Raw genomic sequence first — 24,123 nt, 5'->3', positions numbered from 1 at the left:
CAAACTCCTTGTGTCTGTTATCGGTGTTGGGGTTGTAAAGCGGTAGAGATTGAATAATAATCTAATAGTTAATGCAAATGATTATTGTTAAGTTTAACTATGGATTGAGACGCCGGAGGCGGCAATGAAGCAGACAAGGCAGGGAAACTCATTGCTCTGGTGGTGTGTGTTGGGTACGTCGGTAGTGGCTCACGGCTTGTGGCTTTATGTGTGCAGCGACTCGATGCTGGCAATGCCGCTCAGCCAGACGCCAACGGTGTCAGCTGCACCCTTGACGCTGCAATTTGTGCAAATGGCGCCCGCTGAGGAGCCGTCTGCGCAGCCATCAAGTCCTGTCATGCCGCCAGCGAAGACGGTTCGGCGTGCGCCGGCCGCAAGCGTTGCTGCTGCGCCGATAGCCAAGATGCCCGAACCGGTGGTTGCGGCGCAGCGCCCGGCAGAGGCGCGAGAGCGAGAACCCGCAGGCGTCTCGGCACCCCGTCACGCGCAAGTAACAGCTGATGTGCAGCAGCTCGCGTCAGCGCCACTGGCGCACACCTCGCCGGTAATTACCTCCGCCCCAGACTACCTCGCTCCACCTGCTACTCCAGAGTATCCGCCGATGGCGCGCAAGCGTGGCTGGGAGGGCAAGGTCTGGCTGGAAATTCCGGTCAGTGCGCAGGGGCTTAGTGGCGAGCCGGTAGTGCTGCGCTCATCCGGCTTCGAGTTATTGGACCGAGCGGCGATTACCGCTGCTCTGCAATGGCGCTTCAGGCCCGAGCAGCGCGCGGGGCGGCCGGTGGACACCCGGGTGCAGGTGCCTGTCGCCTTTGCGTTGCGTTGACCCTTTATCGGCGATGAGCGCCGGTACCCGAATGGAACAGGAGAGGACTAATGATGATGCAACAGACTCAGCCGGGGTTCGCCGGTAACGATTTGCTTGATGCCTGGCGGCAACTGCGCGAGCAGCAGCCAGGGTTACGCATACGCGACGGCGCGGCGCAGCTGAATGTCAGCGAAGCCGAGCTGGTTTACGCCTCGTTGGGACGCGGCGTTCAGCGTCTGCAGGCCGACTGGCAGGGGCTGCTGCATGGTCTGCCCGCGCTGGGCCGTGTAATGGCATTGACCCGTAATGAGCACTGCGTGCATGAACGGCACGGAGTCTACGACAACATTAGTATCGGCGGCAGCGGAAGCATGGGCTTGGTAGTCAACGGCGAGATCGATCTGCGCCTGTTTCTACGCCATTGGGCCAGCCTGTTCGCCGTTAGCGAAGAGCTCGCCAGAGGTGGAATGCGCCGCAGCTTTCAGGTGTTTGATCATCAGGGGCGAGCGGTACACAAGGTTTATCTGACCGACACCAGCAACGCTTCGGCCTGGTATGACCTTTGTGAGCAGTTGAGTGACGACAGCCCTGACGCCTTGACTATCGCCACCGCTGAAGCGAGCACTGCATCGCAGCCGGACCACCTGGTCGACCAGGCTGCGTTGCGCGAGGACTGGGCGCAGTTGATGGATACGCATCACTTTATGGCCCTGCTTAAGCGTCATTGCGTTGCTCGTGAACAGGCCTTGAGACTCGCCGGACATAGCTGGGCGGAACGCTTGCCGACGTCTGCATTGGCGCAGACCCTGGAGCAGGCTGCGGCCAGCCAGCAGCGCATCATGGTGTTTGTTGGTAATCACGGGTGTATTCAAATCCACAGCGGCCCGGTGCAGCGTCTGCGTCGGCTGGGGGACTGGTATAACGTGCTGGACCCGGCTTTCAGTCTGCACTTGCGTGAGACTGCCATCAGCCAGCTGTGGCGAGTGCGCAAGCCCACGGCAGACGGCATTGTCAGCTCGCTGGAAGCCTATGACTCCGACGGCGAACTAATCCTGCAATTGTTTGGTGAACGCAAGCCGGGTCAGCCCGAACAAGCCGTCTGGCGTGAGCTGGTAGAAAGCCATGTGGGGGTATGAACTGCCTGAGTGGTTCGCCGCGCAGGGTGGAATCGCCTGGCCCTTGCTGCTGTGCTCGGTGATCACCCTGGCGGTGTTGCTGGAGCGAGCCCTGGTATTGCTGTTGCTACCGTCGCTGGCAGCGCGCGACCTGCAGTTGGCGCGACAGCAGTGCGGTCAGCCGCTTGAGCCACGGCGGGTTCGTCGATTCAGCTGGCAACAGGGAGTTGATTTGCTGCGTAGCCATCGCGGCGTGAGCAAGCTGCAGCGTGAAGATCTGGTCTCGGTCTGGTTGCTGGATGCCCGTCATTATCTACAGCGAAGGCTACGTCTGCTGCAGCTGATTAGCGTGATGAGCCCCATGGTTGGGCTCCTGGGTACGGTGCTGGGTTTATTGGTGATGTTTGCCGGAATCGCTGAGAGCGATAAAGCCGTCACCCCTAGCGTGCTGGCGGACGGCCTGTTTCAGGCACTCTACAGTACTGCCTGGGGGCTGATTATTGCTATCGCAGCGCTGGGTGGTGGTCAGGCGTTAGGGTTGCTGGGTACCACTTATATAGAGCGCATGCAGCAGCTGCTCAATCGCTGTCTTCTAATGCTCGACGGTATTGGCGATGAGATACCTGCGACCACAGTCGAGAGGCCGGTAGCGGCATGATTGACCTACCTGTAGAGCCTGGAGCTGGCAGCCTAGTGGCGGATCTGACGCCGCTGTTGGATGTGATTTTTATTGTGCTGGTGTTCCTGTTGCTCACCGCCAATACCCCCTTGTTGGAAATACCCGTGGCGCTGCCCGATAGCGACGCAGCTGCGGCTCTGGCGCAGCAAAAGGACACCGAACGTGCCGCGTTGGTGCTGCATGCCGATGGTCATTGGCAGCTGGCAGAAGAGACCTATGCCGGCTGGCCAGAGCTGCAAACGGCATTGCAAAAGCAGCTATCGATCCCACCGCTGGACGTTGCGGTAGAAAAGGGCGCGCCGGCCACACCCTTGTTAAAGCTGCTGGCCTGGTTGAATGCGGCTGAACGTAGTGATACCCGTTTATTGATGGAGCAATCTGATGCTGAATAAGTTGTTTGTGTTGTGCTTGCTGGCTTTTTTGTCCGGGGCTGCAACAGCGGAGCCGTTGCGACTGGTTGCCGCCGGTGCAAGTATTACTTCGGTGATCCAGCGCCTGGATCTCGACAGTCTGCTGGTTGGTCTGGACAGTACCAGCGCACCACTAATGGCCGGGCGTGATTTGCCTAATGTGGGTTATCAACGCCAGTTGAGCGCAGAGGGAATACTGTCTTTGCGTCCGGATGTGCTGCTGGGGTCGGAAGAAATGGGGCCGCCCGCTGTGCTGACGCAATTGCGTGAGGCCGGTGTTGAGGTAATAGTACTCAGCGCTCAGGCTAACCTGCCAACGCTGTATGAGAATATTGGCGCGGTAGGCCAGCGCTTTTCGCGTGGTACGCAAGCCGAGCACCTGGTAAGCGAACTTAAAGCTCAGGTGGCAGCACTGCCCCAGGCTCCGGCTGAACGCCCACACGCCTTGTTTTTGCTTAGTCATAGCGCGGGCAGTTTGCTGGTGGGGGGCGCCGGGACGGCTGGCGATAGCCTGATTGAGCTGGGCGGCATGTACAATCCGGTGGCAGGGCAGTTTAGCCAGTACCGAAGTCTTTCAGCTGAGGCCTTGTTGCAGTTGCGGCCAGAATGGCTGATAACCACCAGTCAGAGCATTGATCAAGCGGGCGGTAGCGCTGCCTTGCTCGCGCTGCAACCCGCGCTTGCCAAGACCCCGGCTGGCCAAAAGGGCCAACTGGTTAGCGTCGATGGCGCCTTGCTGGTAGGCGGTTTCAATCCGGCGATTGTCGATACACTGGCGCAATTGCGTCAAGCGGCTGCCCAATCTGCGAATATGGCCCAGCTCGCCAACTGAACGTAAGGATGGAAGATGGTTGCGGCTTACCGCTTCAAACCTGTGATAACGCTACTCTTGCTTGCTTTGCTGTTGGTGGCGGTGCTGCTGTCATTGGCACTCGGGCCGGTTGCTATTCCGCTCGGCGATACCCTGCGAGTGCTGCTGCGCTGGTTCTCGACGGCTGATCTGCCAACCGATCAAGTGTTGATCATTGAGCACATTCGGTTGCCGCGTACCTTGATGGGTATTCTGGTCGGCGCCACCCTGGCCCTGACTGGGGCAGCCATGCAGGGCCTGTTTCGTAATCCGCTCGCTGATCCCGGCCTGATTGGGGTGTCCAGCGGTGCCGCGCTCGGTGCGGCACTGATGATTGTGTTGGGCAGCAGCATGTTGTCGGCACTGCCATCGTTTGTTCTGCCTTACGCGACTGTGCTGGGCGCATTCGCAGGTGGGGTGATCACCACCTGGCTGGTTTACCGTCTGGGGCAGTCGGTGCAGGGTACGTCGGTGGCGAGCATGCTGCTGGCCGGGATTGCGATTGCTGCGATCAGCGGGGCGGTTATTGGCATGCTCAGTTATCTTGCCGACGATGCCATGTTGCGTACGTTGACGTTCTGGAACATGGGCAGTCTGGGCAGCGCAAACTATCAGCGAGTAGCGGTGTTAGCGCTATGTTGTGCCCTGGTCTGGTGGCGTTTGCCGCGACAGGCCAAGGCGCTGAACGCGCTGCTGCTGGGTGAGTCGGAAGCTCGGCATCTGGGAGTGGATGTTGAGCGGGTCAAACGCGAGCTGGTGCTGTTGACCGCGCTTGGCGTTGGCGCCTGTGTCGCCGCTGCGGGACTTATTGGCTTCGTCGGTCTGGTGGTGCCCCATTTGGTGCGACTGTTGCTTGGGGCTGATCATCGTCGGGTCTTGCCGGTATCCATGTTGTTGGGGGCGAGTCTGCTGCTGTTGGCTGATGTGGGCGCGCGGTTGCTGATAGCACCGGCTGAGCTACCGTTGGGCATCATTACCGCCTTGCTTGGTGCGCCCTTTTTTCTGGCACTGCTGATGCGCGCACAGCGCCGAGGAGGTGTCTGATGCTGCTGGTCGAAGGACTCTGCTGCGAGCGCGGGCGCAACAAGGTACTGCGTGATATTGATTTTAAGGTGGCAGCGGGTGAGGTGCTGGCTGTGTTAGGTACCAACGGGGCTGGCAAGAGCACGCTGCTTGCCAGCCTGACTGGTGAGTTGACACCTTCCGCTGGACGGGTTGAATTGGCCGGACGCGCGCTGGCCGATTGGCCCCCGCTGGAACGCGCAAGGCGCTTGGCAGTGCTGCCGCAAAGCTCATCACTGGCATTCGCCTTTAGTGTCACCGAAGTCGTAGCTATGGGCCGCCTGCCACATGCCAGCGGCCAGCAGCAGGATGATGCGATTGTTATGCAGGCTATGCATGCCACTGATGTCAGTCATTTGGCAACGCGCAGTTATCTGTCGCTGTCTGGTGGTGAGCGTCAGCGCGTGCACCTTGCGCGGGTACTGAGTCAGGTCTGGGATGCGGCAGGGCAGGGCTGCCTGCTGCTCGACGAGCCCACCTCTTCGCTCGATCTGGCGCATCAGCAGCTGATCTTGCAGCAGGCGCGAGATATGGCGGCGCGTGGTTTGGCGGTGATCGTGGTATTGCATGATCTTAATTTGGCCGCCCGTTATGCTGATCGTCTTTTATTGCTGCATCAGGGGCGGGTTCGCTCTATCGGGACTCCCTGGGACGTGCTTAGCGTAGAGCGTATTGCCGAGGTATTTGGTGTTGTCGTGCAGGTTGAAAAGCACCCGCTGCAGGACAGCCCACTGATTATTGTCTGAGGGTGAATTGATGAAGAATTCGTATTGGTTGTTGGCACTCTGCCTCTCCGCTTCGGCTGGTGCCGCCGAGCTACCCGATTGGCAGGCGAGCGAACATCGCAATGACGCGCATATCGGACAGGTCTGGGATACTGCCGCTCAGCAGTGGCTAAGTGCCGATCAACTGGTGCAATCGCTGGCTGGCAGCGCCCATGTGCTGGTCGGTGAGAAGCACGACAACCCTGACCATCACCAGTTGCAGTTGTGGTTGCTGCAGCAGTTGCAGCTGGTGCGTCCGCAGGGCGCGTTAGTCATGGAGATGCTGCAACCAGGGCAGCAAGTGTTTGCCAACCGCTTGCAGGGTCAGCCATTGCCTGACTCGCCCTCGCTGCAGAAGCAGCTGGCCTGGCAGGATGGCTGGCAATGGTCTTTTTATGGCCCCTTGGTGCGCTGGGGGTTACAGGTACCTGAGCGATTGCTGGCAGCCAATCTGGGGCGCGAACAGATGATGCTGCGCTATCGGCAACCCCCGCCGGTCAGTACACGCTATTCCCCGGCGGCGCGTCAGCAATTGGAGCAGACCATCCTGAATAGCCATTGTGGCAAACTGGATTCTGCACAAGTAGCGCCCATGCTGGCCATTCAACAGGGCCGTGATGAGCAGATGGCACGTGCCCTGGCAGAAGCGCCAACGCCGGCCCTGTTGTTGGTTGGTGCTTATCACGCGCGCAAGGATCTGGGTGTGCCGCTGCATTGGCAGTCGAGCTGGGGGCAGGCACCGAAGGTAGTGCTGTTGCAGGAGGCGGGTGGGGCGGTGTTGCCGGGTGCGCAGCAAGCCGACTTTGTCTGGCTCACTCCGGCCCTGCCTGAGCAAGACTACTGCGCCAACTGGGGGCAGGACTAAGGTGTTGCCCTGTCGGTGCGCATTGCCGGACTCAGTTTGAGCATATCAAGGATGGCGTCAGCCACGTCGCCAGCTCGTTCGCTGAGACTCAGTCGGGTCGGTACCATCAGCCATTGGTTGATCACGCCGATGATAAAACTGTGCACGCAGAGCAGAGCAAGCTCCATATCCAGATCCGCAGGTAGTTCGCCACGCGCAACCGCCAGCTGCAAGGTAATCAGCAGCTGGTTGTCATGTTCCTGGCGCATGGCTTGCAAGTGTTTTTTCGGACCGCAGGGCTCATCGGTATATTCGCATTTCAAGAAGATGACTTCGTGGACCCGGCGTGTAGTTGGGTCTGACTCCACGCGGCGGAATACTTGCGTCAGCAGTTCGCGGAAGAGCTCCAGGGGATGCGGCTCGTCGGGATCACGGGTGGCTTCGCTGAGTTCCTCGAGGGGCATGTGGATGCGCTGAAAAAGGGCGTCCAGCAGGTCTGCCTTGCCCTGGAAATGCCAATAAATGGCACCACGAGTAACCCCGGCGGCCTGCGCGATATCGGTCAGAGACGCTCGTGAAACACCCTTCTCATGGAAGCACTTTTCCGCCGCATCAATGATGCTTTGGCGCGTCTCAAAAGCTTCTTCTTTGGTACGTCTGGCCATGTTGTTCTGGTGTTTCTCGAGTGATTTTGTCCCGCAAGGACATTGTTTGTGAGCTAATGTTAACTGATGTTCAAAAGCACTTACAAATACTCATGAATGTAAGTATATTGTGCACCATTACCGCTGTCTCTCGTTTTGTGCTGAGCGAGTGTGTTGAGCGAAGATCAAATATTTCCGCCTTATAGAGGTTTCCCCATGTCGATCAAGCCAGCTCATGCTGCACTGATTCCGTTGTTAGCCATTACCGTGTTGCTTGGCGCCTGCCAGAAGCAGGAAGAGAACCAGCAGCAGGGCCCTGGTTCTGAAGAGCAGGGGCCGCCCAAAGTGGGTGTGGTAACGCTTAAGGCTGAGCATTTTGTGCTGACTACGGAGCTGCCGGGTCGCACGGCTGCCTATCGTATTGCTGAGGTACGGCCGCAGGTCAACGGCATTATCGAGAAGCGTCTTTTTGAAGAAGGCGCCGAGGTCAAGGCGGGTCAGCAGTTGTACCAGATTGATGATGATGTCTATCAGGCGACACTCAAAAGTGCCCAAGCCAGTGCGCTGGCAAGCCGCTCGTTGGCTGATCGTTACGGCATCCTGGTCAAGGAGCGTGCGGTTAGTCAGCAGGAGTTTGATGAAGCCCGTGCAAGCAGCCTGCAAGCGCAGGCGGCGCTGGATCAGGCACAAATTAACGTGCGTTATACCAAAGTGCTGGCGCCGATCGCCGGTCGTATTGGTCGCTCAGCCTTCACCGAAGGCGCGCTTGTCAGTAATGGGCAGGCTCAGGAGCTGGCGACTATCCAGCAGTTGGATCCAATTTATGTCGATGTTACCCAGCCCGCACGAGATATGTTGAATTTGCGCCGTGACCTCGAGGCGGGACGGTTGGAGAGTGGCGGCGAGAACGCTGCCAAGGTAACGCTGACCCTGGAGGATGGCAGTGTCTATCCGTTGGACGGCAAACTGGAGTTTTCTGAGGTCTCCGTCGATTCCAGTACTGGATCTGTGACCTTACGAGCGGTGTTCCCTAATCCTGACGAAATGTTGCTACCCGGAATGTTCGTGCACGCGAAGTTGGTTGAGGGCGCCAAGAGCAATGCCATTCTTGCTCCGCAACAGGGTATTACCCGCACCCCGCGTGGCACTGCCACGGCCTTGGTAGTGAATGCCGAAAACAAGGTTGAGAAGCGCGAAGTTGAAACCGAGCGCACTGTTGGTAACCGCTGGTTGATCAACTCTGGGCTGAATGATGGCGACCGCCTTATTACTGAAGGCTTGCAGTTCGTGAAGCCGGGCGCTGAAGTATCCGTTGCGCCTGCCACCAATGTGTCTGAACAGCCTAAGCCTGGCTCTTCTGACTCGGGTGACAAGGCTTCTTCCCCCGCTCAGGAAGGGTAATCCTCCATGTCTCGTTTTTTTATCGATCGCCCGATTTTTGCCTGGGTCGTCGCGCTGGTCATCATGCTGGTCGGCGGGCTCTCGCTACTCAAACTGCCGATTAATCAGTATCCGAGTATCGCTCCGCCGGCTGTGGGCATCTCGGTTGCCTATCCAGGTGCGTCGGCACAGACAGTGCAAGACACCGTGGTTCAGGTCATCGAACAGCAGATGAACGGTATCGACGGCCTGCGCTACATTTCCTCGGAAAGTAACTCCGATGGCAGCATGAGTATCACCATTACCTTTGAGCAGGGCACCGACCCTGATATTGCTCAGGTGCAGGTGCAGAACAAGCTGCAATTGGCGACACCGCTGTTGCCGCAAGAAGTGCAGCAGCAGGGTATTCGAGTAACCAAGGCGGTACGTAACTTCCTGCTGGTTATTGGTGTGGTGTCGCAGGACGGCAGCATGAACCGTGACGACCTGTCTGACTACATCGTATCCAATATTCAGGACCCTATATCGCGGACCGCCGGGGTGGGTGACTTCCAGGTATTCGGCGCGCAGTATGCGATGCGAATCTGGCTCGACCCCGGCAAACTGAACAATTTTGACCTCACGCCCATGGACGTGAGTGCGGCGATCAAAGCACAGAACGTGCAGGTGTCCGCCGGTCAGTTCGGCGGCTTGCCAGCAGTGCCCGGCCAGCAGTTGAACGCGACTATTCTGGGTAAAACGCGCCTGCAGAAGCCGGAAGAGTTCCGCAAGATTCTGCTGAAAGTGCAAAGCGATGGTTCGCAGGTGCGCCTGGGAGATGTCGCCAGGGTAGAGCTGGGTGCGCAGGATGCGAGTATTTCGGCGCTCTACAATGGTAAGGCTGCCTCCGGTATGGCCGTGAAGCTGGCGACCGGCGCTAACGCGCTGGAAACGGCCAAGGCTATTCGTGAAACTATCTCTGAGCTGGAGCCTTTCTTCCCCGAAGGCATGGAAATCGTCTACCCCTATGACACCTCGCCGGTAGTGGCCGAGTCCATCATGGGCGTAGTGCACACGCTGTTCGAAGCGATTGTGCTGGTGTTCCTGGTGATGTACCTGTTCCTGCAGAACTTCCGCGCCACCTTGATTCCCACGCTGGCAGTACCGGTAGTGCTATTGGGCACCTTCGGTGTGCTGTCGCTGTTTGGCTTCAGTATCAATATCCTCACCATGTTTGCCATGGTGCTGGCAATCGGTCTGCTGGTCGACGATGCCATTGTGGTGGTTGAGAACGTGGAGCGGGTGATGTCCGAGGAGGGTCTATCACCGTTGGAGGCGACCCGGAAATCAATGGGTCAGATTCAAGGTGCGCTGGTCGGTATCGGCTTGGTTTTGTCTGCCGTATTTCTGCCTATGGCCTTCTTTGATGGCTCTACCGGTGTTATTTACCGCCAATTCTCGATCACCATCGCCTCGGCGATGGGGTTGTCGGTGCTGGTTGCACTGGTCTTCACTCCGGCGCTTTGCGCGACCATTCTCAAGCCCATTCCCAAAGGAGAAAGCCACGAGAAGCGCGGTTTCTTTGGTTGGTTCAATCGTACCTTCGATCGTGGTATCGGCCGTTACGAGAAAGGTGTTGCCGGCATTCTGAAGCGCAAGGCGCCTTATCTTCTGCTGTATCTAGTGATCGTTGGTTTGATGATCTTCCTGTTCACCCGGCTGCCTGCTGCCTTCTTGCCGGATGAAGACCAGGGCGTGCTTTTTGCCCAGGTACAGACGCCGGTTGGGTCCTCTGCTGAGCGCACGCAACAGACAGTAGATGCCATGCGTACTTACCTGTTAGAGGAAGAGTCCGATACGGTCAATTCGGTGTTCACTGTTACCGGTTTCAACTTTGCCGGGCGTGGCCAGAATGCCGGCCTCGCTTTTGTCGGGCTTCACTCCTGGGAAGAGCGCACAGGCGAGGGCCAGGATGTATTCTCCCTGGCGCAACGAGCGCAACAGCACTTTGCCGGATTCCGTGACGCCATGGTGTTCGCCTTTGCGCCGCCTGCAGTGATGGAGCTGGGTAATGCCACTGGTTTCGACTTGTACCTGCAGGACAATTCGGGCGTAGGTCACGATGTACTGATGCAGGCGCGCAATCAACTCCTGGGCATGGCGTCTCAGAGTCCGGTTTTAACCAGCGTGCGACCCAACGGTATGGAAGATCAGCCGCAGTATCAGCTAGTGATCAACGACGAAAAGGCGCGCGCACTCGGGTTGTCGCTCAGCGACGTGAACCAGACGCTGTCGATTGCTTGGGGCTCCAGTTACGTAAACGACTTTATCGATCAGGGTCGGGTAAAGAAGGTGTACATCCAGGGGCAAGCTGAATCGCGGATGAACCCGGAAGACCTGAAAAAGTGGTTTGTGCGTAACGATGTTGGCGAAATGGTGCCTTTCAGCTCCTTCGCGACGGGTGAATGGGTATATGGATCGCCCAAGCTGTCACGCTATAACGGCGTTTCTGCTATGGAGATTCTGGGCGAGCCTGCACCCGGCTACAGTACTGGCGATGCGATGGCTGAAATCGAACAAATGGCAACCAAGCTGCCTAAGGGCGTCGGTGTTGCCTGGACTGGCTTATCCTATGAGGAACGCTTGTCAGGCGATCAGGCGCCGGCGCTCTATGCCTTGTCATTGATCGTAGTATTTCTTTGCCTGGCTGCCCTCTACGAAAGCTGGTCGATTCCATTGGCCGTCATGCTGGTTGTGCCGCTGGGTGTAATTGGTGCGCTGTTGGCTACCCTGGGTCGGGGACTATCGAATGATGTCTTCTTCCAGGTCGGTTTGTTGACCACCATTGGTCTCACCGCAAAGAACGCCATTCTGATTGTCGAGTTCGCCAAGGACTTGCATGAAGAGGGTATGGATATCTTTGATGCGGCGGTAGAAGCCTGCCGTCTGCGACTGCGCCCCATCATCATGACCTCGTTGGCATTTACGCTGGGTGTGGTGCCATTGGCACTGGCTACCGGCGCTGGCGCTGGCAGTTCTCATGCGATTGGTACTGGTGTGATTGGCGGTATGTTAACGGCTACGGTATTGGCCATTTTCTGGGTGCCCCTGTTCTATGTCATGGTCACCAACCTGTTCAAGGGTAAAGAGAAGCCGACGAATGACGTGAAGGAGGAGCAACAGTGAAGCGCTGTCTATTAAGTCTGGCGGTCATGGCCGCCTTGGGTGGCTGCTCGCTGATCCCTGATTATCAACGGCCAGAAGCGTCGGTTCCGGCAGCCTGGGAAACGGGTGATGAGACCGCTGCGAACACCGATGCGGCGCTGATTGGTTGGAAGGCCTTTTTCAAGGACCCACAGCTGCAACAGTTGATTAGTGTAGCGCTGGAAAATAACCGTGATCTGCGTGTTGCGGCTCTTAATGTAGAGGCTAATCGCGCGCTTTACGGAATCCAGCGCGCCAATATATACCCGCAGCTGGACGTTAACGGCTCTGGCAACCGCACGCGGATGCCTGGCGATCTTAGTGCTTCAGGTAATAGCAACATCAGTAGCCAGTACATGGCCACAGTTGGCGTGTCTTGGGAGTTGGATCTGTTTGGTCGTATCCGCAGTCTGCGCGAACAGGCATTGCAGGAGTTCTTGGCTAGCGATGAGGCGAGACGAGGCGTGCAGATCAGTCTGGTAGCGAACGTCGCCAGTACCTACTTTACCTGGCAAGCGGATCAGGCGCTGCTGGACGTTACTCAGGAAACCCTGGATACGTTCGAAGAAAGTCTGAAGTTGACCTCAAGAAGCTACGAAGTTGGTGTTGCCTCTTCTCTGCAGCTATCTCAGGCGCGCAGCTCGGTGGAGACTGCTCGCGTAAGTCTGGCTCAATATCGCCGGTTGGTTGCCCAGGACCGTAATGCCCTTGCCGCACTGCTGGGCCAGGCTGCACCAAGATTGCCGGAAGAGAGCGCGTCATTGAATGACAAACTGCTGGCTGATTTGCCTGTGGGTATACCCTCAGAGGTGCTGTATCAGCGGCCGGATATCTTGCAGGCTGAATATCAGTTGCGCGCTGTTAACGCCAGTATCGGTGCAGCCAAGGCAGCTTTCTTTCCGAGTATCAGTCTGACCGGCGCAGGCGGGACAGCCAGTAGCGATCTTGATGGTCTTTTTAATAGTGGTTCTGAGTATTGGACGTTTCAGCCCAGTATCAGCGTACCCATATTCCGAGCTGGTGCACTCAAGGCAAGCCTGGATTACGCCGAGATCACCAAGAATCAGCAGGTGGCTCAGTATGAAGGCGCAATTCAGACTGCGTTCCAGGAAGTCGCCGATGGCCTTGTGGCGCGTGATACTTATGTTGAGCAGCTAGAGGCGCAGCGCGCGCTGTTGGAAACCAGTGAGAACTACTACAACCTTGCTGACCGTCGTTATCGCACGGGTATAGATAGCTATCTGACCCTGCTTGATGCGCAGCGCCAACTATTCAGTGTTCGTCAGGGAGTAGTGACGGATCGGCTCGCTCAGCTAATAAGCGAAGTCAACCTGTTCAAGGCGTTGGGTGGTGGCTGGTATGAAGAGCAGGCACCGGAGGATCGTCAGCCGGAAGCCTGATATTTTTCCGCGCAGCATGAACGCCGATATCCCGCTCAGGTTATCGGCGTTTTTTTGCTTCAGTGTTGGAATAGCGGCTATTTGTCATGGGACATCAGATTAATAGACAAAAAAATGCCCGCTCATTGAGCGGGCGAAATCCGTGATTAGCCTGATGAGGAGATAACCGTTCGTCTCGCGACAATCTGTTATCAAAGCCATCTCGCGATGACTTGTTGCTAATGATAACGCATATCATTTACATGTCAATGCTAAATGCGAACTATTTCGAACCGGCCTGTTTGTAGTGTGTCAGTTCCTTATTCATCAGATCGATGCGACGCGCCATACTTTCAATCAGGCTATGCGCGATCCGTGGATTGCTCTGCATCAATGCCAGGAACTGCTCTTTGGGAATCATCATGACGGTAGTGGGTGCGCTGGCGATGACGGTGGCCGAGCGTTTCTCTCGAGTAAACAGCGCCATGGCACCAAAGATCTCATCTTTTTGCACGTCACCGACCTTAATACCCTCTACAAAGGCCTCGGCCTGCCCTTCGGTGATGATGAAAACATGGTCCGCTTCATCGCCTTGGCGAATCAGTTCTGCGCCCGGAGCAAAGTGCTGAAAGCCGGTTACCGGTCTGACTTCAGGTTGCTTGCTGTGGGCCAGGGCGTCAGACATGAGTGCGGCCTGACCAAGGATATACTGAGTGAATTGCTCTTGGCGCTTGCTGTTGCTATGAATATGTTTGAACAGCGCTTCGCGGTCATAGGGGATTAGTATTAGCGGTTCTTCGCTCATGTAGTTGCAAGGCGCAGTGTTGAGGCCCTGACGCAGGCCAATCAGGTCGCCTTCCTGAATGTAAAATAGCGGTTTTCCGTCGATTAATGCATGGAGCAGTCCGCTTTTCAGGAGGTACATGCGGTGGTGACCAACGTGCTCGTAAAGGTCATCCACTGCATCCAGCTCAATGGGAGCGTCGCAGGGTTCTAGCCCTTCCAGCAGTTGCTCCGGAATGCGCTGCAAAGTATTGATTAGCTTTTCAGCGTAGGGGGGCTGATCACCTATGAGGTACATAACGGAATTCCTTTTTGTTAGATCCTGTCTGCCGGGTGAAGGCGGTATGCCGCTCTAGACAATATCGGCTGGGCCGCAGCGCTAGCTATACAATAATGCAGTGGCCCTACTGCTCGTCAACATAAAAGCCTGCGAATTGCGCTGGCAACTTGTTTGCGTCAGCATTGTGAGTGCTTTCGCGTTCTCGACGTGCCAGCGGCACATTCTCTAGGGACGCGATTCATCTTCCAATTGGCGTAAAAGCTGTTGTTTGTAGTGGGGATCCAGATCGTTCCAGTGTATATCTTGCAGCGCACCTGCAATTGCGAACATCAGGGCTTTGGACGCATTGAAACCGCGCGCGCGCACCGCCGTGTAGGCGCCCACAGGTCCTAATCGTTCTAATTCGTCCAGGTTGTGTATGCCGGTTGCGTGTAGCCACTGCGCGGATGTCTTGCCCAAATTGCGCAGGGTGAGTAACTCATCTTGACTCATGAGCACCCCGCTTGGCTAAAAAACGGCGCGATGGAGAACGAGCCTAAAGTGCGGCCCGGCCTGGCGCTCGGGTATGAGTTGGTTAGCAGCATGGTATCGGGCTTCTTTTTATTGGTATCCCGATACCTAGTGTAGATTCCTGTTTAGCATCCGTACAGAAGCCCTCTGGAGAGGGCTATAAGCGCTTCTTTAGCTGCTCCATCAGGGCTTTAATGCTGGTATCGCTGGACGTATCTACCGCCAGGCTAATCTGCTGTTCTTGCTCATCGAGCCCCTCGGCCTGCTGTTGCTGTAGTTTAACTACAGCAACAGTAGCGTCGGACGGATCCGTGCCTTGAGTATGGCGTTGCTTGATCCACTGCTCGATAGTTTCCAGCGCGACCTCACAGTGCAATAGCAGGCAAGGCGCACATTGCTCTTCTATCGCGTCGCGGATCTGCTGTCGCTGTGCATGTTTGAGGAAGGTGGCGTCCACAACCACCGGGAAGCCATAACTCAAAATCAGCCCAGCCAGTCCTGCTAGCCGGTCATAGGTCTTGGCGCTACGTTCTGGATCATAGAGGCCAGCATCCAGGTTTTGATTGTCGGCGCTGCCAAACAGGCGTTTGCGTTCAACGTCTGAGCGGATACGGATAGCGCCCAGTTCACTGACCAGATTCTGTGCGAGTGTGCTTTTTCCGCTGCCCGATAGGCCGACGGTGACCAGTCCAAAACGAGTAGGTACGTTGGTATAGCGCTCGGCCAGGCCGGCGTAACCGCGATAACGCTGCATGATCTGTTCGCGCTCAGCCTCGGTGCTGTTGTCGCTCAGGCCAAAGAGTGCGACCTTGGCACGAACCATGGCGCGATAGGCCTTGTAGTAGTTCAGTAGCGCGAGCCCCTCATAGTCACCGGTGTTTTCCAGATAACCGCTGACAAAGCGTTGGGCCATGCCGGGTAAGCCTCGGTCTTCCAGGTCCATTGCCATAAAGGCTACATCGCTCATTACATCAATCCAGCGGAACGCTTCATTGAACTCAATGCAGTCAAACAGGGTCACTTGTCCGTCAACCATGGTGACGTTGTCGAGGTAAATGTCACCGTGGCATTCGCGTACCATCCCTGCGGCCTTGCGCTCGGCCATTTGGGGAATCAGGCGTTGAAAGGTAGTATTCGCCCACTGCTCCAGTTGCTCGAGCTGGTTCAGGTCTTCTTTTGCCGTTAAAAAGGGCCGAATCTGCTCGAAATTTTGTACTGCTGGCGCTTGTATCTGGTCGGGGTTGCCGTACGGCATATCGATGCTGGCGTGATCGATATGTGCATGGAAGCGTGAAAGCGTCTTGGCGAGCTCGTCAATATGCCAGTTCTCCAGTCGGCCCTCGCGTTGCATATTGCCGAGTAGATCTTGCTGGCGGAATTGACGGGTTTTTACCAGGTACTCGATGACCGGGCCGTCGCCTTTTAGCGTAGGCGACTTTGCTGTTCCGCGGACTGCAATGACGTCCAGGTAGAGGCTGGGGGCCAGGCGGCGATTAAGGCGGATCTCTTCGGCACAGAAGTGTGCACGTTGCTCCACAGTGGAATAGTCAAGAAAGCCAAAATTGACCGGCTTCTTGATCTTGTAAACGTAGTCACCGGTCAGCAGGACCCAGGAAATATGCGTTTCCATCAGAGTGAATTCGCTCACCGGGTGGTCGAAGAGCGCGGGATTTTGCAGTGCTTTTAATAGAGTCTGGCTCACGTAGTTTCCTTGCTGGGGCTGGCAGTGAGAACATTATGCGGGTTGGCCGGTCTTAGGCCAACCATGGCAACAGGCTGTTAGCCTACTAACGGTCTCAACGGGTGTGAGGTAGAGCAGGGCGATATGGCTAAAAAACGCAAGGTGCGGTCCAGGAATAAAGTCAGCATGAAGCGGCGCCTGGGTGGCTGGATATTAAAGTTAGGGCTGGTTTTTCTGGTGCTGTTCGCCGCGCTGGCCATGTACCTTGACGCGATAGTCCAGGAGAAATTTTCCGGCAAGCGTTGGTCTGTGCCAGCCAAGGTGTTTGCTCGCCCGTTGGAGTTGTATGCCGGGCAGCACCTCACCCGTGATGACTTTCTGACTGAGCTCAAAGCCTTGGGCTACCGCTCGGTTAATTCGGTTAGTGGGCCCGGACAAATGTCCGTGGGCGCTAGCCGTATTGATGTTTACACACGTGGTTTCCAGTTCTTCGAGGGGCCGGAGCCGGCGCAGCGCGTCAGCGTGCGCTTTAATGGCCAGCAAGTCGCCAGTATCAGTGGTTCCTCCGACCTGGTCATGGCGCGGCTGGAGCCGATGATGATCGGTGGTATCTACCCTGCGCACAACGAAGACCGCATTCTGGTGCGGCTGGATCAGGCATCGCCTTACTTGGTTGATTCGTTGGTTGCTGTCGAAGATCGCGAGTTTTTTCAGCATTTTGGTGTGTCGCCCAAGGGCATTGCCCGCGCAATCTATGTCAACCTGACCTCAGGCAGTTTGCGTCAGGGTGGGAGTACTCTCACCCAGCAGCTGGTGAAGAATTTTTACCTCAACAGTGATCGCAACATCATTCGTAAAGGCCTTGAAGCCATGATGTCGATACTGCTTGAGCTGCATTATTCCAAGGAGGATATTCTCGAAGCCTATCTCAACGAGGTTTTTCTTGGTCAGGACGGTAATCGCGCGATTCATGGTTTCGGCTTGGCCAGTCAGTACTATTTTGCGCAGCCTCTGCAAGAATTGCAGTTGCACCAGGTGGCGCTGCTGGTTGGGATGGTGAAAGGCGCGTCCTATTACAACCCGCGACGTAATCCCGAACGTGCCACTAATCGTCGTAACCTGGTGCTCGACCTGATGGCCGAGCAAGGCATTATCAGTGCGGAACAGGCGGTTACGGCCAAGAACAAGCCGCTGGACGTATCCATTGGCGGCAGTATGGCTGACACCAGTTATCCGGCGTTCATGGACCTGGTCAAGCGACAGCTGCGAGCCGATTATCGCGATGAAGATTTGACCAGTGAAGGCTTGCGTATCTTTACCAGTCTCGATCCCTTGCTACAGCATAAGGCTGAGGAAGCGGTAAAAACGACGCTCAAGCGTATTGGGCCTGCAGCGGAAAATGTGCCGCTGGAGTCTGCGATGGTGGTGACCGGGGCGCAGACCGGTGAGGTTATGGCGGTAGTAGGCGGCAGCGATCCGCGTTTCTCGGGTTTCAACCGGGCGTTGGATGCCTCCCGCCCGATCGGCTCTCTGATCAAGCCGGCAATTTATCTGACTGCGTTGGAGCAGGCTGATCGTTACTCTCTGGTGACGCCGATTGATGACGCGCCGATTGAACTGGAAGCGGAACCCGGCAAGATCTGGGCGCCGCAGAATTACGGACGGCAAAGCCACGGCCTGGTGCCGCTCTATCTGGCCTTGGCCAAGTCCTATAATCAGGCAGCGGTTCGTCTGGGTATGGATGTCGGGGTTGATAAAGTGCTCAATACGGTGCGCAGGTTGGGAGTGGAGCACGATTGGCCCGCTTATCCTTCAATGCTGCTTGGCTCGGGGGCGATGACGCCGATGCAGGTGAGCGATATGTATCAAACGCTGGCCAACGGTGGTTTTAATACGCCGCTGCGCTCGATTCGCAATGTACTGACGGCACAGGGTGAGCCGCTCAAACGCTATCCGTTCGAGGTGCGCCAGCGGTTTGATTCAGCCAGTATTTTCCTGACTCAGGAAGCGATGTCGCATGTCATGACGGAAGGCACCGGTCGCTCGGCTTATAACCGGGTGCCTGCTAGCGTCCGGTTGGCCGGTAAAACGGGCACCACCAACGATTTGCGTGATAGCTGGTTCGCTGGTTTCTCCGACGACTTGGTCGCTGTTGCCTGGGTTGGACGTGACGATAACGGGCGTACTCGGTTGACCGGTGCGACCGGTGCGCTTCAGGTATGGAGTGCGTTCATGGGCGAAGCTCATCCACAAAGTCTTTCGGCGGTGCCGCCTAGCGGTATTGTTAAGGCTTGGGCGGATCCAGCGACGGGGCTGGGTAGCGATCCCTCCTGTGTGGGCAGTATCGAAATACCTTTCCGTCAGGGATATGAGCCGTTGCCCGGGCCGGGTTGTAGGCCTGTCATAGATACCGAGGCGTTGCAGGACGGGGCTAACAAGGTACTGGACACTATTCGCGGCTGGCTGCGTTAAGCCTCACTGCGTACACTGCCGCAATCGCGCTTGAAATATGAGCGTTTGCAACGAGAGGATCAGGTAAATGGATATCAGACAGATTGTGCCGCTGGTAGGCATGTTGGCGATGCTTGCGGGCTGTGCCGGTTCAGGCGGCGCAATTCCGGTAGTCGATAATGGGCGCCCCGTGTCCAATGAAGATATGCATACGGGTGCTGGCCGCGTAACCACGGCGACCCCCGTAACCGGCCAGCCGCGTGATAGTGGTGTGGTAGTCATGGTGCCGAATGCCGATGGCGGCTCTAGCCAGGTTGAGTCTTATCCGCTGGACTCGCAGCCATCGCTACAGACCGGTCCGGGTGTGTCGTCGGTGCCAACTATTGGCAATAGCCCCAGAGCGGGCTCTGGTAATGGCGTGCTTCAGCAGGATGAGCAACTCGATGGTCCAGTTCTGGCCCTGCTGACTACTGCACGGCAGCAGGAAAGCAATGGCGATCTCAATGGTGCCAACGCCAGTCTTGAACGTGCGATGCGCATTGCTCCGCGTGAGCCCCAAGTGCTTTATCGGCTAGCTCAGGTCAGGCTGGGGCAGGGCGACGCCGCGCAGGCAGAGCAGTTGGCCCGGCGTGGCTTGAGTTACGCCTCTGGTCGGCCTGAATTGCAGGCCGGGTTATGGGAGCTGGTCGCCCGTGCTCGCGAGCAGCAGGGTGATAGTGCTGGCGCTGAGCAGGCCAGACAGCGCGCTAAAGTCTCTTCTTGAACGAGGCGCAGTGGCAGGCTTTGGCTGGCGCGTTACGCGTGCTGGAAGCTGAGTTGCTTGCCTTGGGGTTGTGGGGCAACGTACGCCCCCATGATTCGCGCCTGAACTCGGCGGTCCCTTTTGCGCTGGATACTCTGAGTTTTGAAGAGTGGTTGCAGTGGGTTTTTTTGCCCCGCATGGCTGCTTATGTCGCTAGTCGTTCACACCCATCGGCTGCGTGTAATTTGCAGCCGATGGGTGAAGAGGCTTTCGCATGCCTGGGACGGCGTAAGCTGGGTTTGCTGATGGCGCTTGGTGAGGTGGATCGTATGGCCGCCCCGCTGTCGCCAGCTCACCCTATTCAGGTACCTTAGTCGCAGTAGCTGGCTAGCTCCTCGCGGGCTCTGGTCATCATCGCTTGCCGTTCGTCTTCTCCGATACGTTCCATCTGGCCGTCTGCATTGGTTCGGCCTAGCCGCGGATTGTTCTCCAGGGTCTTGAGGTCTTCACGCAATTTGGCGCATTGTGCTTCACGTAGCTCTTTCTGCTCTCTTTCTGCTTGTTGTGCTGCAGTGCTGCCGCTTTCAGAGCTCGTGCCAGCTTGCGTCTCGGGCGGTGTATGGGCGGGCGTTGGCGTACTTCCCAGTTGAGGTGGTGCGGACACATTCATGCGCTCGTACTGCTGGCTTGCCGGGGGCTGCTGACTAAATTGGGTTACGCCATTTTCGTCTACCCACTTGTATAGCTTCGCTGCCATTACCTGGGTGCAAGCCAGGCTCAATGCAATAGCGATGACCGTGTTACGCATGGTGTTTTCTTCCTTGTGATGATCCGGTTTCGACGAGTCGTTGCGCTACTATAGCCAAAGCAAGTGTTTCGGGTACATCCCGGGGCGGGTAAATATGCAACTTGGCTTGACTTGTCGGCCTTGAGTGTAAACAATTCGGGGTTCCCATAAGCAAGCTGATTTTGGTGCCCACCGGCTGCCAATCCAGCGCGCTTTGTTGCTCAATCCAAGTGGCGAAATCCGCCAACTCTTGGCCTGGCACCCGCACGCGCTACCTCGCGCTGGGGGAGGCTGCTCCAGACATCAGGAGTCAGTCTCCAAGCACGTAGTCAAGCTGATGCATGGCAACTACCGTTGTCACTGCGCTGCCGAGCAGTAAACAGGTACCCGGCTGCCCTCCTATGGTGGGCAGCATGCTAGAGGTGATTCTAAAGTGGAGCTTTTATCCGGCGCTGAGATGGTCGTCCGCTCATTGCGTGACGAGGGTGTTAAATATATCTATGGGTATCCAGGTGGTGCCCTGCTGCATATCTACGATGCAATCTTCCGGCAGGACGACGTCGAGCATATTCTGGTTCGCCATGAGCAGGCAGCTGCGCACATGGCTGACGGATACGCGCGTGCTACCGGCAAGGCCGGGGTCGTTCTGGTGACCTCGGGACCCGGCGCAACCAATACCATTACCGGTATTGCGACGGCGTACATGGACTCGATCCCCATGGTGATCATTTCCGGTCAGGTTGCCAGTAATGTGGTCGGTACGGATGCCTTCCAGGAAACCGACATGGTTGGGGTTTCGCGTCCGATCGTGAAACACAGTTTTATGGTCAAGGATCCGCGCGACATTCCGGAGATCATCAAGAAAGCTTTCTATCTGGCGCAGACCGGTCGTCCAGGCCCGGTTGTGGTCGATATCCCCAAGGATATGACCAACCCGGCTGACAAGTTTGAGTACAGCTATCCGAAGAAGGTCAAGCTACGCTCCTACAACCCGGCTACGCGCGGTCACTCAGGCCAGATTCGCAAAGCGGTCGAGATGATGCTGGCTGCCAAGCGGCCAATCGTCTACTCCGGAGGCGGTGTCATTCTAGGTGGGGCGTCGCCTCAGTTGACTGAGTTGGTGAAGGCGCTCAATGTGCCGATCACCAGCACGCTCATGGGCTTGGGTGCCTATCCTGGTACCGATCGCCAGTTTCTCGGCATGCTGGGTATGCACGGCAGTTATACGGCCAACCTGGCTATGCACCATGCAGATGTCATTCTGGCTATCGGTGCGCGCTTCGATGACCGTGTTATCAATGGCGATGACGCAGCCAAGTTCTGCCCGAACGCCAAGGTCATTCATGTCGACATCGATCCCGCGACCATCTCGAAGACGGTCAAAGCCGATATTCCGATTGTTGGCCCGGTTGAAAGTGTTCTGAGTGAAATGATCGCGATTCTCAAGGAGATCAATCAGCAGCCGGACCAGGAAGGGCAGGGCGCCTGGTGGAAGCAGGTTGATGAGTGGCGTGGTGATGGCAAGCTGTTCCCGTATGACGCGGGTGACGGTTCTATTATCAAGCCACAGAGCGTAATCGAAACCCTGTGGGAAGTTACCAGGGGTGACGCTTTCGTAACCTCAGACGTCGGCCAGCATCAGATGTTTGCCGCTCAGTACTACCCATTTGATAAGCCTAACCGTTGGATTAACTCTGGCGGGCTTGGCACCATGGGGTTCGGTTTTCCGTCCGCCATGGGAGTGAAGATGAACTTCCCGGAGGCGGACGTCGCCTGTGTCACGGGTGAAGGCAGTATCCAGATGAATATTCAGGAACTGTCGACCTGCCTGCAGTATGACCTTCCGGTGAAAATCATCAATCTGAACAATGGTGCTCTGGGCATGGTTCGTCAGTGGCAGGATATGCAGTACAGCAGCCGGTATTCGCATTCCTATATGGAGTCCTTGCCGGACTTTGTCCGTCTTGCTGAGGCCTATGGTCACGTCGGCATGCGCATCACTGAGCTGAAAGATCTCAAGCCTAAGATGGAAGAGGCTTTCGCCATGAAAGATCGCCTGGTCTTCCTGGATATTGCCGTGGATACCAGTGAGCACGTATATCCCATGCAGGTTCGGGGTGGCGCTATGCGGGATATGTGGTTGAGCAAAACGGAGCGCACCTGATATGAGACACATCATTTCCGTACTACTGGAAAACGAACCAGGCGCCTTGTCCCGTGTTGTCGGGTTGTTTTCGCAGCGTAACTACAACATTGAGACGCTGACGGTGGCGCCAACTGAAGATCCGACACTGTCGCGGCTGACGTTGACTACGGTTGGCCAGGATGAAGTTGTTGAACAGATAACCAAGAACCTCAACAAGCTGATTGAGGTGGTTAAGCTGGTTAATTTGTCCGAAGGTCCGCATATCGAGCGCGAGTTGATGCTGGTCAAGATCAAGGCAACGGGTGCGCAGCGCGCCGAGGTCAAGCGCACAACTGATATCTTCCGCGGTCAGATCGTTGACGTGTCGGCAAGTGTCTATACCGTGCAACTGGCAGGTACCACTGACAAGCTTGAGAGCTTCATCGAAGCTGTTGGTCCCACGTCTGTGCTCGAAGTGGTGCGTACCGGTGTTTCTGGTATTGCGCGCGGAGAAAAGGTTTTGAGCGTCTAGCTCATCGTTGTTGTTTTGAAAAAACGCGGCTTTCAGGCCGCGTTTTTTTATGCCCGTAGTGGTGAGCACTGGTTATTTTCTCGGCTAGTTGCCACACTGTTCAGCTCGGTTGACTCGATAAGGTAATGTCATGACAGAGCAGCAAACCAGCAAACCAGAATCCGATCAGGATGTATCGCATACCCTTTTGCCTATAGATGAGCATGTAGAAGAGAGTAGCGGCCCGGATGGCAAGAAGGTGCGCCATAAAGGCGTTTATCTGTTGCCGAACCTGTTCACTACCGCTGCGCTCTTTTCCGGCTTTTATGCCATCGTCAGCGCAATGGATGGAAATTTTACGCATGCGGCCGTTGCCGTCTTCGTTGCCATGGTGCTCGACGGGCTGGATGGGCGAGTAGCACGGCTAACCAATACGCAGAGCGCTTTCGGCGCTGAGTACGACAGCCTTTCGGATATGGTTGCGTTCGGTGTAGCTCCCGCGGTCGTAGTATTTAGTTGGGCGCTTACCGACATGGGGAAGGTCGGGTGGTTGTTCGCGTTCATCTATGTCGCGGGTGCTGCTCTGCGCCTGGCGCGCTTTAATACCCATATTGGCGACGACGACGGTAGGTACTTTACCGGTTTGCCCAGTCCTTCCGGTGCAGGCCTGGTTGCCGGTATGGTCTGGTCGCTGTCTGACTTTGGTATCGATGGCGCTAACATCTCAGTACTGGTTGGCATCATGACCGCGCTGGGTGGGTTGTTGATGGTGAGTAACTTCCGCTATTACAGCTTTAAGGATCTGGACTTTAAAGGACGGGTGCCTTTCTTTGTGATTCTGGTTGTGGTGTTGGTCTTTGCCGTCATCTCGTCTGATCCGTCGCGAATCCTTTGGGCTATCTTCGTAGGCTATACTGTCTCTGGTCCGGTCATGTCACTTTGGCGCTGGCGCCAACGTAATAAGCGGCCTGCAGAGCAGGGCGGACAGTAAATGTAATTAATCTGTCATTTAGTGCTTGACGGCCGTGCTGAGATCTCTATAATTCGCCCTCTCGCTGAGCAGGAAGCTCTAAGTAAAGCGCTTATTAATCAATAAGTTAGCTTGAAAATAAGGGTTGACAGGCTGGCGAGATGGCGT

22 protein-coding genes are annotated in these 24,123 nt (G+C 56.5%); 17 read left to right on the top strand and 5 right to left on the bottom strand.

The window, feature by feature from the left end; translation table 11 throughout:
* Positions 1-124: 124 nt before the first annotated feature.
* From H4J77_RS10030 to H4J77_RS09995, 8 genes are read left to right on the top strand one after another with little or no spacing between them, the layout of a single operon-like run.
* A complete protein-coding gene (locus tag H4J77_RS10030; RefSeq protein ID WP_182248184.1) occupies positions 125-823 on the top strand; it encodes an energy transducer TonB in 699 nt (232 codons plus the stop codon).
* 53 nt (positions 824-876) lie between these two features.
* Positions 877-1,941, top strand: a complete 1,065-nt coding sequence (locus H4J77_RS10025; RefSeq protein ID WP_182248258.1) for a hemin-degrading factor — start codon at positions 877-879, stop codon at positions 1,939-1,941.
* Positions 1,928-2,578: a MotA/TolQ/ExbB proton channel family protein gene (locus tag H4J77_RS10020; RefSeq protein WP_182248182.1), complete on the top strand. Its 651-nt coding sequence runs from the start codon at positions 1,928-1,930 to the stop codon at positions 2,576-2,578. The genes H4J77_RS10025 and H4J77_RS10020 overlap by 14 nt, the downstream gene beginning before the upstream one ends.
* Positions 2,575-2,991 (top strand): biopolymer transporter ExbD, encoded by a 417-nt coding sequence (locus H4J77_RS10015; protein WP_182248180.1) that lies wholly within the window; start codon positions 2,575-2,577, stop codon positions 2,989-2,991. Before H4J77_RS10020 ends, H4J77_RS10015 begins: the two co-directional genes overlap by 4 nt.
* Positions 2,981-3,841: a hemin ABC transporter substrate-binding protein gene (locus H4J77_RS10010; RefSeq protein ID WP_182248178.1), complete on the top strand. Its 861-nt coding sequence runs from the start codon at positions 2,981-2,983 to the stop codon at positions 3,839-3,841. The genes H4J77_RS10015 and H4J77_RS10010 overlap by 11 nt, the downstream gene beginning before the upstream one ends.
* A gap of 15 nt (positions 3,842-3,856) precedes the next feature.
* The gene (locus tag H4J77_RS10005; protein ID WP_182248176.1) at positions 3,857-4,903 is read left to right on the top strand and encodes an iron ABC transporter permease; all 1,047 of its coding nucleotides are present in this window, start codon (positions 3,857-3,859) and stop codon (positions 4,901-4,903) included.
* The gene (locus H4J77_RS10000) at positions 4,903-5,667 is read left to right on the top strand and encodes a heme ABC transporter ATP-binding protein (RefSeq protein WP_182248174.1); all 765 of its coding nucleotides are present in this window, start codon (positions 4,903-4,905) and stop codon (positions 5,665-5,667) included. The genes H4J77_RS10005 and H4J77_RS10000 overlap by 1 nt, the downstream gene beginning before the upstream one ends.
* 10 nt (positions 5,668-5,677) lie before the next feature.
* Entirely contained in the window at positions 5,678-6,550 is an 873-nt protein-coding gene (locus tag H4J77_RS09995; protein ID WP_182248172.1) for a ChaN family lipoprotein, read from the top strand.
* Here H4J77_RS09995 and H4J77_RS09990 read toward each other — a convergent pair.
* On the bottom strand, positions 6,547-7,194 hold the full coding sequence (locus tag H4J77_RS09990; RefSeq protein ID WP_123889977.1) for a TetR family transcriptional regulator: 648 nt from the start codon (positions 7,192-7,194) through the stop codon (positions 6,547-6,549). The two genes, H4J77_RS09995 and H4J77_RS09990, sit on opposite strands and share 4 nt — an antisense overlap.
* Positions 7,195-7,389: 195 nt before the next feature.
* On the opposite strand from H4J77_RS09990, the gene H4J77_RS09985 reads away from it, so the two are divergent.
* Genes H4J77_RS09985 through H4J77_RS09975 form a run of 3 tightly spaced genes read left to right on the top strand, consistent with a single transcriptional unit; the run spans position 7,390 to position 13,136 of the window.
* Positions 7,390-8,574: an efflux RND transporter periplasmic adaptor subunit gene (locus H4J77_RS09985; protein ID WP_182248170.1), complete on the top strand. Its 1,185-nt coding sequence runs from the start codon at positions 7,390-7,392 to the stop codon at positions 8,572-8,574.
* A 6-nt stretch (positions 8,575-8,580) separates the two neighbouring features.
* Positions 8,581-11,718 carry an efflux RND transporter permease subunit gene (locus H4J77_RS09980; protein WP_182248168.1) on the top strand — a complete coding sequence of 1,046 codons (3,138 nt, stop codon included), beginning with the start codon at positions 8,581-8,583 and terminating at the stop codon, positions 11,716-11,718.
* Positions 11,715-13,136, top strand: a complete 1,422-nt coding sequence (locus H4J77_RS09975; RefSeq protein ID WP_182248166.1) for an efflux transporter outer membrane subunit — start codon at positions 11,715-11,717, stop codon at positions 13,134-13,136. Before H4J77_RS09980 ends, H4J77_RS09975 begins: the two co-directional genes overlap by 4 nt.
* 262 nt (positions 13,137-13,398) lie before the next feature.
* Here H4J77_RS09975 and H4J77_RS09970 read toward each other — a convergent pair whose 3' ends face one another.
* The 3 genes from H4J77_RS09970 to H4J77_RS09960 all read right to left on the bottom strand — a co-directional run bounded on the left by H4J77_RS09970 (position 13,399) and on the right by H4J77_RS09960 (position 16,390).
* Positions 13,399-14,196, bottom strand: coding sequence for a cyclic nucleotide-binding domain-containing protein (locus tag H4J77_RS09970; RefSeq protein ID WP_182248164.1), 798 nt, complete (start codon positions 14,194-14,196; stop codon positions 13,399-13,401).
* A 207-nt stretch (positions 14,197-14,403) separates the two neighbouring features.
* Positions 14,404-14,670 (bottom strand): TfoX/Sxy family protein, encoded by a 267-nt coding sequence (locus tag H4J77_RS09965; protein WP_123889983.1) that lies wholly within the window; start codon positions 14,668-14,670, stop codon positions 14,404-14,406.
* Positions 14,671-14,845: 175 nt separating this feature from the next.
* Positions 14,846-16,390 carry a bifunctional aminoglycoside phosphotransferase/ATP-binding protein gene (locus H4J77_RS09960; protein ID WP_182248162.1) on the bottom strand — a complete coding sequence of 515 codons (1,545 nt, stop codon included), beginning with the start codon at positions 16,388-16,390 and terminating at the stop codon, positions 14,846-14,848.
* Positions 16,391-16,513: 123 nt separating this feature from the next.
* Here H4J77_RS09960 and mrcB point away from each other — a divergent pair, with 123 nt between their 5' ends.
* The 3 genes from mrcB to H4J77_RS09945 all read left to right on the top strand — a co-directional run bounded on the left by mrcB (position 16,514) and on the right by H4J77_RS09945 (position 19,936).
* Entirely contained in the window at positions 16,514-18,841 is a 2,328-nt protein-coding gene (gene mrcB, locus H4J77_RS09955) for a penicillin-binding protein 1B (RefSeq protein WP_182248160.1), read from the top strand.
* Between the two features lie 67 nt (positions 18,842-18,908).
* On the top strand, positions 18,909-19,583 hold the full coding sequence (locus H4J77_RS09950) for a tetratricopeptide repeat protein (RefSeq protein WP_182248158.1): 675 nt from the start codon (positions 18,909-18,911) through the stop codon (positions 19,581-19,583).
* On the top strand, positions 19,580-19,936 hold the full coding sequence (locus H4J77_RS09945; protein ID WP_182248156.1) for a YqcC family protein: 357 nt from the start codon (positions 19,580-19,582) through the stop codon (positions 19,934-19,936). The genes H4J77_RS09950 and H4J77_RS09945 overlap by 4 nt, the downstream gene beginning before the upstream one ends.
* On the opposite strand, the gene H4J77_RS09940 is transcribed toward H4J77_RS09945, so the two are convergent.
* Positions 19,933-20,370 carry a DUF4124 domain-containing protein gene (locus tag H4J77_RS09940; RefSeq protein ID WP_123889993.1) on the bottom strand — a complete coding sequence of 146 codons (438 nt, stop codon included), beginning with the start codon at positions 20,368-20,370 and terminating at the stop codon, positions 19,933-19,935. The genes H4J77_RS09945 and H4J77_RS09940 overlap by 4 nt on opposite strands.
* A 412-nt stretch (positions 20,371-20,782) precedes the next feature.
* Here H4J77_RS09940 and H4J77_RS09935 point away from each other — a divergent pair, with 412 nt between their 5' ends.
* From H4J77_RS09935 to pssA, 3 genes are all read left to right on the top strand, one after another.
* Positions 20,783-22,513: an acetolactate synthase 3 large subunit gene (locus H4J77_RS09935; protein WP_123889995.1), complete on the top strand. Its 1,731-nt coding sequence runs from the start codon at positions 20,783-20,785 to the stop codon at positions 22,511-22,513.
* 1 nt (position 22,514) lies between these two features.
* The gene (gene ilvN, locus H4J77_RS09930) at positions 22,515-23,006 is read left to right on the top strand and encodes an acetolactate synthase small subunit (protein ID WP_123889997.1); all 492 of its coding nucleotides are present in this window, start codon (positions 22,515-22,517) and stop codon (positions 23,004-23,006) included.
* Positions 23,007-23,136: 130 nt separating this feature from the next.
* Positions 23,137-23,976 carry a CDP-diacylglycerol--serine O-phosphatidyltransferase gene (gene pssA, locus H4J77_RS09925; protein ID WP_123889998.1) on the top strand — a complete coding sequence of 280 codons (840 nt, stop codon included), beginning with the start codon at positions 23,137-23,139 and terminating at the stop codon, positions 23,974-23,976.
* The last annotated feature ends 147 nt before the right edge of the window (positions 23,977-24,123 follow it).

The organism is Pseudomonas sp. 5Ae-yellow, assembly GCF_014077575.1.
GTDB lineage: Bacteria > Pseudomonadota > Gammaproteobacteria > Pseudomonadales > Pseudomonadaceae > Halopseudomonas > Halopseudomonas neustonica.
This window is presented reverse-complemented; position numbering and strand designations above follow the sequence as displayed.

Bases quoted from the DNA above. Each gene is read 5' to 3' on its own strand.
- H4J77_RS09965 (WP_123889983.1), bottom strand. From the start codon at position 14,670: ATGAGTCAAGATGAGTTACTCACCCTGCGCAATTTGGGCAAGACATCC.
- H4J77_RS09950 (WP_182248158.1), top strand. From the start codon at position 18,909: ATGGATATCAGACAGATTGTGCCGCTGGTAGGCATGTTGGCGATGCTT.
- H4J77_RS09990 (WP_123889977.1), bottom strand. From the start codon at position 7,194: ATGGCCAGACGTACCAAAGAAGAAGCTTTTGAGACGCGCCAAAGCATC.
- H4J77_RS09995 (WP_182248172.1), top strand. From the start codon at position 5,678: ATGAAGAATTCGTATTGGTTGTTGGCACTCTGCCTCTCCGCTTCGGCT.
- ilvN (WP_123889997.1), top strand. From the start codon at position 22,515: ATGAGACACATCATTTCCGTACTACTGGAAAACGAACCAGGCGCCTTG.
- H4J77_RS09940 (WP_123889993.1), bottom strand. From the start codon at position 20,370: ATGCGTAACACGGTCATCGCTATTGCATTGAGCCTGGCTTGCACCCAG.
- H4J77_RS10025 (WP_182248258.1), top strand. From the start codon at position 877: ATGATGCAACAGACTCAGCCGGGGTTCGCCGGTAACGATTTGCTTGAT.
- H4J77_RS09985 (WP_182248170.1), top strand. From the start codon at position 7,390: ATGTCGATCAAGCCAGCTCATGCTGCACTGATTCCGTTGTTAGCCATT.
- H4J77_RS10020 (WP_182248182.1), top strand. From the start codon at position 1,928: ATGTGGGGGTATGAACTGCCTGAGTGGTTCGCCGCGCAGGGTGGAATC.
- H4J77_RS10015 (WP_182248180.1), top strand. From the start codon at position 2,575: ATGATTGACCTACCTGTAGAGCCTGGAGCTGGCAGCCTAGTGGCGGAT.
- H4J77_RS10030 (WP_182248184.1), top strand. From the start codon at position 125: ATGAAGCAGACAAGGCAGGGAAACTCATTGCTCTGGTGGTGTGTGTTG.
- H4J77_RS10010 (WP_182248178.1), top strand. From the start codon at position 2,981: ATGCTGAATAAGTTGTTTGTGTTGTGCTTGCTGGCTTTTTTGTCCGGG.
- H4J77_RS10005 (WP_182248176.1), top strand. From the start codon at position 3,857: ATGGTTGCGGCTTACCGCTTCAAACCTGTGATAACGCTACTCTTGCTT.
- pssA (WP_123889998.1), top strand. From the start codon at position 23,137: ATGACAGAGCAGCAAACCAGCAAACCAGAATCCGATCAGGATGTATCG.
- mrcB (WP_182248160.1), top strand. From the start codon at position 16,514: ATGGCTAAAAAACGCAAGGTGCGGTCCAGGAATAAAGTCAGCATGAAG.
- H4J77_RS10000 (WP_182248174.1), top strand. From the start codon at position 4,903: ATGCTGCTGGTCGAAGGACTCTGCTGCGAGCGCGGGCGCAACAAGGTA.
- H4J77_RS09970 (WP_182248164.1), bottom strand. From the start codon at position 14,196: ATGTACCTCATAGGTGATCAGCCCCCCTACGCTGAAAAGCTAATCAAT.
- H4J77_RS09980 (WP_182248168.1), top strand. From the start codon at position 8,581: ATGTCTCGTTTTTTTATCGATCGCCCGATTTTTGCCTGGGTCGTCGCG.